Here is a 7,314-nt window from a genome sequence, read left to right on the forward strand (position 1 = left end):
CTCGAGCTCGCCGCCGCCCACGCCGAGCTCGAGGCCGCCCAGGTCCTCCGCGGCCCCGCCTTCACCCACGACCTCGTCCACGAGGCCGTCCTCGCCGGCACGCCCCCAGCCGTCCGCCAGGTGCTCCACGGCCGCACCGCCCAGCACCTCGAGGCCGCCAAGGCCAACCCCGCCCTCATCGGCCAGCACTGGCTCGAGGCGGGCGAGGGCGACAAGGCCGCGCGCTGGCTCATCCAGGCGGCTTTCGAGGCGAGCGCCCTGGGGCTGTACGAGGAGGTCATCGAGCTGCTCGAGCGCGCCATCGCAGCCGCGAGCTCCCCCGCGCTGCGGCTGGAGGCCCGGGTGCACCTGGCCGACGCGCTGGGCCCGGTGGGCCGGGTGGAGGAGTCGGTGCGCACCGCGCGGGAGGTGCTCGAGGAGACCGACGACCCCCGCCTGCGGCAGCGCGCGCTGAGCGTGCTGCAGAACATGTACCACGGCCTGGGCGACTACGAGGCCGCCTCCGCCGCCATCGCCGAGGCCCTCGAGCTCGCCCTCGAGCTCGGCGAGGAGGACCGCGCCGCCGCCATGCGCTTCGCCCAGGCCCGCATCGCCCGCAGCGCCGGGCGCTACGCCGAGGCCGCCGAATTGCTGGAGTCCATCCTGCCCTTCTACCGCCAGGCCCCCTCCCGCGCCGACCTCATCCAGGTGCTCACGCTGCTGGGCAACACCTACAACCTCGTCGGCCGCCACGCCGAGGCCGAGCCCCTGCTCTACGAGGCCTTCGTCATCCGCGAGGCGGTGGGGCCGGCGGTGCAGATCCTGGCCGTGAGCAACTGGCTGTACTGCCTGCTGTGCCTGGGCCGCCCCCAGGAGGTGCTGCCGGAGGCCGAGGCCGCGCTCACCCTGGGCGACTACGCCATCGCCGACCACCTGCGCAACAACCTGTCCCTGGCCTACTTGCACCTGGGCCGCCCGGACGAGGCCCGCGCCCACTGCCAGGTACTCGCCGAGAAAGCCTTCGACCCCAACTACCGCTGCATGGCCTGGGCCCGCCTGGCCGCGCTGTGCGCCGGGAGCCCCGAAGGCGAGGCCGCCCTCGAGCACGCCCTCCGCCTCCACCCCGAGGCTAAGACCCCCGCCGCCCGCTTCACCCTGACCCAGGCCGCCCTGGCGCACGGCTCCCCCGAACAACAGGCCTGGGCACGGAAGGAACTCGAAACCCTCGACCCCACCACCCTCCCCTGGCTTCTCCAGCCCGACTACGAACGCCTGAAACACCCATAGAAACCCGACCCCCACACCACCCCACGTGGTTCGTTGAGGGTCGAGGGTCAAGGGTCGAGGGCCAAGGCGCCTCGCGTCTTGCGTTTCGTGTCTTGCGTTTTGCGTCTTGCGTCTCGCGTTTTGCGTTTTGCGTACGACGTACGACCCGCGTTCAGCGTTTGGCTATCAGCTATCGACTATCGACGCTTACCGGCGTTTGGCTATCGGCTACCGGCATCCGGCCCCCTCAACGCCGCCGCAGCCGCACCACCGCCTCCTGCCCCTGGAACACCGCGTCGGTGATGCCCACGAAGTCCCCGCCCTCGAAGTGCCCCACCGTGTCGAAGCTCGCGCCGCTCTCCTCGAGCGTGGTGGTGAAGTTGGCCCCCGCCGTGGGGACCCGCTTGCCCGCGGTCACGCGGCCGATGCGGGCGCAGTCGCCGGCGCTGGCGCACTCGTAGAAGTCGCCGCCCAGCGCCACGTAGCCCTCGCCGTACTCGAGGTCGGTGAAGTCGTAGCGCACCAGGAAGCTCTGGCCGCTCTCGAGGGTCAGGGTGCCCTCCCACACGCCCGCCATGCCGTCGGCCCTCCCGGTGCGGCCGGCCGGGTTCGTGGGGACGGTCCCGCCGCTCGCGGGAGCGCCGGCCGCGCCGCCCTTGGCCCAGTAGAGGTAGGCCCGGCCCACCCCGCTGGCGCTGCTGCCCACGCAGGTCTGGCCCAGCGGCTTGAACTCGAGGGTGGCCTGCGCCCCCAGGCTGCCCTGGCTGCTGCCCAGCCGCACGGGCTTCTTGCTGCCGTTCTCGGTGACGGTGGCCGTCACCTTGTACACGCCCACGGGGACGTCGAGCAGGTAGCCCTCGGCGTTGGGCTTGCGGGTGAGCGTCTTGCCGGCGGAGCCGTCGATCAGCGGGCCGGCGGGGGTGAGGGTGAACTCGAGGGGCGCGTTGCGCGCGGGCACGCTCAGCTCGTTCATCACCGCCACGCTGCCGCCGAAGTAGCCCATGTCGGAGTAGAGCTCGACGTCCTCGATGCGGCCCTGGGTGCGCCACACCAGGTCGCGGGTGGCGCCTTTGGCGGGGTTGAGCGGGCTGTAGTCGGCGGGGTCCTTGTGGCCCAGGCGCAGGCAGAAGCGCTCGCCGCGGTACTCCACCTCGTGCCAGCCGTAGACGCGGTAGCCCACCGGGGGCAGGCCGCTGGCGACGTAGTAGCCGTTGGCGTCGGTGCGGGTCTCGTAGAGCCCGGTGGTGACCACCGGCTTGACCCAGATCTTCGCCCCGGCGATGGGCTTGCCGGCGGCGGTGACCGCCCGCCCGACCACCGTGCCGGGTCCGGGCTTGGCGGGGGCGCTGCCCGCGGTGGAGAGCAGGGCCAGCAGGGCGGTGAACAGAAGGGCTAAATTGGCGAAATGCTTCATGGCAATCTCCTTTGAGCTGGGGATCACTCGCTGTATTGCAAATTCCAGGTCACGGTGACCTTGGTGTCGAAGCCGAACATGCGGCCCGTCCAGGTCTTGCTGCCCTGGATGGGGCGGCCGGGCTCGAGCTTCCCCGTCACCTCGATCCCGTCGGGCTCGAAGTTGCCGGCGCGCGCCGAGCGGGTGGTGACCCCGCCCTCGGGCGTGTCGCTGAAGGGGTTGCAGGCGCCCTTGTAGAAGTACCAGGACGCGTACTCGCCCTTCCAGGCCACGTAGTGCGGCCGGAACTCGAGGACGTAGCCCTCGCCGCCGGGCGTCAGGCTGAGCCTCGCGTCGTCCCTGGCGCTCTCGCCGCCGTCGCGGATGGTGGTCTTGGCCTTCTCGACCTCGGTCTCGTTGGGGCGCATGTCGCTGCAGCGGACCTGCTCGGTGCGGTCGTAGGCGTAGTCGTGGCGGCGGCTGTAGCTGCCGGTGCCCTTGGCCGTGAGCAGCGTGACGTAGGGGTCGTCGTGCTCGACCCCCGTCACCTCGTAGGTGTACTGCCCCAGGAATTCGTCGCTGAGCGTCTCGTGCTCGCCGGTGCGGCTGTCGGTGCCCTTGTAGACCACGTCCACCGTGCCGCTCCAGCAGCCCGAAGGGCTGGAACACCCCTCCTCGACGGTGACCTGGGAGACCAGGGTGAAGCGGGGGGACTCCGGGGAGAACTCCTCGACCTCCACCGAGACGGCGACCGGGTTCTGGCCGGGCTTCCTGGCCGGGGCGACGTAGACGGCGGTGCCGTCGGACTTGCCCCCGGTGGCGCTCACCGTGCCCACCGCGGCGTTGCCGCCCGCCGTGCCGTTGACCGACCAGTTGCGGGCGCTGAGGGCGGCGGGGTCGTAGCCGCACTCGGGCACCATGGGGATGGCGATGCCGTCGCCGGCCTCGAGCTCGGGGCTGTAGCAGCCCACGATCCGCAGGTCCACGCTCTGCCCCACCTTCACCCTGGCCTCGCGGGGGAGGATCTGCAGCCCCACCACCGGCGACCAGTCGCTGAAGTGGTCGGTCTGCACCGTGAGGGTGCGGGCGGCCGGGTCCAGGCTCACGGCGCGGTACATCCACCAGACGCCCTCGGCGTCCTGGTAGGCTACGCGCAGCAGCTCGGGCGCGGAGCCCCGCACGGCCTCGTCGGCGTAGGCGAAGGTGAGCCTCACCGGCTTGGCGAACTTCACGCCCTCGGGGCCCAGCCGGAAGGCCCTGCCGCTCCTCCCCGGCGCGTGATTGGTGACCTCCTGGATGCTCACGGCCTGGTCGTGGGAGAGGGCCCCGGCGGGGACCTCGAGCCGCACGCCGCCGTCGGGGAAGGCCAGGCTGCCGCCGGCGGGGCCGATCACCGTGCTCACGGGGGAGCCGACGGGGGTGCCGACGGGGGTAGGGCCAGGCCTGGGCCCGGGCTCGACCGGGGCCGGCCGGGTGCAGGCGGCCAGGAGCAGTAGCGTTGCGGCAATGGCGACCCGAATGCGCATGGTTCCTCCTGGAGCGGCGGCCGTTCAGGCGCCGTACTTCCGCAGCAATTCCTGCTCCACGCCCCGGCGCCGCGCATAGGCGGCCAGCCGGCGGAACACCGGGAGCAGGAGGCCCATGAGCCCGGGGAAGCTGAAACCGCCCATCTCGACGAGCAGGGCCAGGTGCAGCGGGTTCCTGGGCATCGACTTCGCGTCGGTGAGGCCGTCGTTGGCCAGCCCGTAGGCCACGATCAGGCTCTGCTCGAAGCCGCGGTGGCCGGGCTCGAGCTCGACCCGGAACCGCACCGTCTCGCGGGTGGGGTTGAAGAAGTGGTGCACGGTGCCCGCGTAGGCCGTGGCCCGCTCCCCTGCCCGCAGAAAGAGGGTCTGGCCCTCGACCCTCACCCCGAGCGTCCCCTGCAGGCCTATGAAGGTCTCGTTGAAGCCGGTGTGGACGTGGGGGGCGTTGCCCCCGCCGGGCGCGAGCTCGATCTCGAGCACGGTGGGCGAGCCTTTCCCGTCGGTGCGGGCCAGGAAGGTGGCGCGGTCGCGGATGACCTGGTTGTGGATGGTGCGGAGCTCTCGGGCTGCGGTCATAGGGTTTTCCTCCTTACCCCGAAGCCCTCGGGCAGGCCCGGTGCGCTCGGAGATGGCCCGAGGATAGGCGAGCGGTTGTGACTGGCCTGTGACTGCCCGGCCCCACCCCCGGTCACGGGCGAACGCCCCCGAGCCCGGCTGCTGGGCCGGGGCCAAAGGACGCGGGCGCCCTCCGGGGCGCCCGCGATGCAGGGAGTCTACGCGCTCAGCGGGGTCGCCCGCCGTCCGTCCTGCCCCCCATGCCGAAGGGCAGCTTGGCCGGGGGCCTCGAGGCCGGTTGGTGCGCGGGGAATGGGGTGCAGGGGTGTGGGCTCATGCTTCGACCTTCCTTTGCCACGACGAGGGTAGACCCGACCCCGTGACATACCTGTGACACCCCGAAAAGCGAGCCCCCGCCGAAGCGGGGGCCGGTTCTTGCTCGGCCTACTGCCACAAGCGCACGGCCGCGAAGTCGCTGTTGGTCACGCTGGCGTACCCGCCCAGCAGCACCCGCGTGGCGGGGATGCGCCCGTCGGGCTGCAGCGCCATGGCCATGCCCTGGTCGGGCTTGGCGCCGGCGGCGACCGGGGTGATGACCACGCCGCCCGCGCCGAAGCCCGCGTCGGGCTGGCCGGTGGGGGTGTAGCGCACCAGGGCGAAGTTGCCGCTCGAGCCCGCCCCCTCGTACGCCCAGCCGCCCAGCAGGATCTGGCCCTCGGCGTTCACCGCGACGGCCTGGGCCTCGTCCCAGTTGGTGCTGCTCACGGCGGTGACCACCTTGCCGCCGGTGCCGAAGGAGGCGTCGGGCGAGCCGTCCGCCAGCAGGCGCGCCAGGGCGAAGTTGTGGCCGACGTTGCCGGCCACCAGGATGGCCTCGCCCTGCACCGCCACCGCCTTGGCGGTGCCGATGGTGGAGCCGAAGAGCCCCTTCACCTTGCCGCCGGTGCCGAAGGTCTCGTCGAGGGCGCCCGCGGCGGTGTACCGAGCCAGCACGAAGTCGCCCTCGCCCCCCGCCGCCACGATGCGGCTCTCCCCCTGCACCGTCTGCAGGGCCAGCGCGTAGGCGCTGTCGCGCTTGGCCCCGCTGCCGACGGCCGTGGTCAGCTTGCCGCCGGCGCCGAAGCTCGTGTCGGGACTGCCGTCGGGGTTGTAGCGGGCGAGGGCGAAGTCCAGGCCGCTGGCACCCTGGTTGCTGTCGCCCCCCGCCAGGAGCTTCCCGTCGGGCTGGACCAGCAGGGCGTAGGCCTGGTCGGAGTCGGCGCCGAAGGCGGTGATCACCTTGCCGCCGCTGCCGAAGGAGCTATCCAGGCTGCCGTCGGGGTTGTAGCGCACGAGCACGAAGTCGCGCCCGCTGCCGCCGACCACCGCCGAGCCCGCCACCACGACCTTGCCGTCGGGCTGCACCGCCACCGCGTAGGCCACGTCGCTGCCGCTGACGTCGGTGATCACCTTGCCGCCCTGGCCGAACGAGGCGTCCGGGGCCCCGTCACGGGTGAGCCGCACCACGGCGATGTCGGAGCCCGCCTGCCCGGCGAGCACCACCTTGCCGTCGGGCTGCACGGCCATGGCGTAGGCGTAGTCGTCGCCCTGGCCCACCGGCAGGACCACCTTGCCGAAGGTGGTGTCGAGCGAGCCCGCGGGGCCGCGCACCGTGACGGTGAGGGGCTTGCCGGCCTCGAGCGCCCCCGACCTCCCGGTCACGGTCGCCGCGGTGGGGAGGGAGTGGGGCGCGTCCGGCGCCGCGCTGAGGGTCAGGGTAGCCGTGCTGCTGCCCGCCTCGACGGTCACCGGGGCGAAGCCGACCCCCCCGGGCAGCCCGCCCACGCTGAGGCTGACCGCCCCGCTGAAGCCGTTCTTGCGGGTGACGCTGACCTCGAGGCTGGCGCTGTGGCCCTGCGTCACCGGCAGCCTGTCGGCCGAGAGGCTGATCTCGAAGCCGGGCCGGTTGTCGGCCACGGTGACGGTCACGGGCGCGCTGGTCCTTCCGCCCGCGCTGGCCGTGACGTGGGCCTGGCCGGCCTCGAGCGCGCTCACGGTCCCCCCGCTCACCGAGGCCACCCGCGGGTTCGAGGAGGCCCAGCTAAAGACCACCCCCTCCACCGGCTTCCCGCCGGCGTCCCTGGCGACGGCGGCGAGCGCTTGGCTCTGGCCGGGCTCGAGGCTCAGGCTGGCCGGGCTCACCTCGACGGAATGGACCACCGGCTGGGGCGACCCCCCGCCGCAGGCGGCCAGGACCCACAGCAACCCACCGGCAATGGCATGGCGAATGTTCATCATCGTCTCCTTAGGCTCGGGCCTTCCGCCCAAACGCCCGGAAGCTTAGGCGAGCGCGCGTGACCAGGCTGTGACAGCAGGTAGGGGAGTTGGTAGCTTTCAGCGGTCAGCCGTCAGCGATAAGCGGTAAGTAATACCGGATAGGACTTACGCAGTTGGCTGAAGGATGTGGAGGGGATGGGCGAGATAACTTCGTATTGCCTCGCGAACAATGGACGCCTTGGCCTCGTACCAGCTCACCCCCCTGCGCAGCCGGTAGACCTCCAGCCGGAGGAAGGCCCGCAAAGCCAGGAGGAGGTGCCGCAGGATGGAGACCGCCTT

Annotated in this window: 5 protein-coding genes and 1 pseudogene; 1 reads left to right on the forward strand and 5 read right to left on the reverse strand. The window is 72.2% G+C overall.

What is annotated here, in order from left to right; genetic code table 11:
• Nucleotides 1-1,266, forward strand: a 1,266-nt coding sequence (locus MEICH_RS26785; protein WP_169730627.1) for a tetratricopeptide repeat protein, incomplete at its 5' end; no start/stop codon positions are given.
• A gap of 226 nt (nt 1,267-1,492) precedes the next feature.
• Here MEICH_RS26785 and MEICH_RS26790 read toward each other — a convergent pair.
• The 5 genes and pseudogenes from MEICH_RS26790 to MEICH_RS29970 all read right to left on the reverse strand — a co-directional run.
• Nucleotides 1,493-2,659 (reverse strand): carboxypeptidase-like regulatory domain-containing protein, encoded by a 1,167-nt coding sequence (locus tag MEICH_RS26790; protein ID WP_027891287.1) that lies wholly within the window; start codon nt 2,657-2,659, stop codon nt 1,493-1,495.
• A gap of 23 nt (nt 2,660-2,682) precedes the next feature.
• The gene (locus tag MEICH_RS26795) at nt 2,683-4,164 is read right to left on the reverse strand and encodes a hypothetical protein (RefSeq protein ID WP_084542146.1); all 1,482 of its coding nucleotides are present in this window, start codon (nt 4,162-4,164) and stop codon (nt 2,683-2,685) included.
• A 24-nt stretch (nt 4,165-4,188) separates the two neighbouring features.
• On the reverse strand, nt 4,189-4,740 hold the full coding sequence (locus MEICH_RS0102420; RefSeq protein WP_027891288.1) for a cupin domain-containing protein: 552 nt from the start codon (nt 4,738-4,740) through the stop codon (nt 4,189-4,191).
• A gap of 423 nt (nt 4,741-5,163) precedes the next feature.
• Entirely contained in the window at nt 5,164-6,993 is a 1,830-nt protein-coding gene (locus tag MEICH_RS23255) for an Ig-like domain-containing protein (RefSeq protein WP_169730628.1), read from the reverse strand.
• A gap of 147 nt (nt 6,994-7,140) precedes the next feature.
• Nucleotides 7,141-7,314 (reverse strand): annotated as a pseudogene (locus MEICH_RS29970) (IS701 family transposase); the annotation flags it as partial.

The sequence above is a fragment of the Calidithermus chliarophilus DSM 9957 genome (genome assembly GCF_000430045.1).
Classification (GTDB): Bacteria; Deinococcota; Deinococci; order Deinococcales; family Thermaceae; genus Calidithermus; species Calidithermus chliarophilus.

What these genes read in the sequence shown, in the direction of transcription:
- MEICH_RS26790 (WP_027891287.1), bottom strand. Translation starts at nt 2,659, where the DNA reads ATGAAGCATTTCGCCAATTTAGCCCTTCTGTTCACCGCCCTGCTGGCC.
- MEICH_RS26795 (WP_084542146.1), bottom strand. Translation starts at nt 4,164, where the DNA reads ATGCGCATTCGGGTCGCCATTGCCGCAACGCTACTGCTCCTGGCCGCC.
- MEICH_RS0102420 (WP_027891288.1), bottom strand. Translation starts at nt 4,740, where the DNA reads ATGACCGCAGCCCGAGAGCTCCGCACCATCCACAACCAGGTCATCCGC.
- MEICH_RS23255 (WP_169730628.1), bottom strand. Translation starts at nt 6,993, where the DNA reads ATGAACATTCGCCATGCCATTGCCGGTGGGTTGCTGTGGGTCCTGGCC.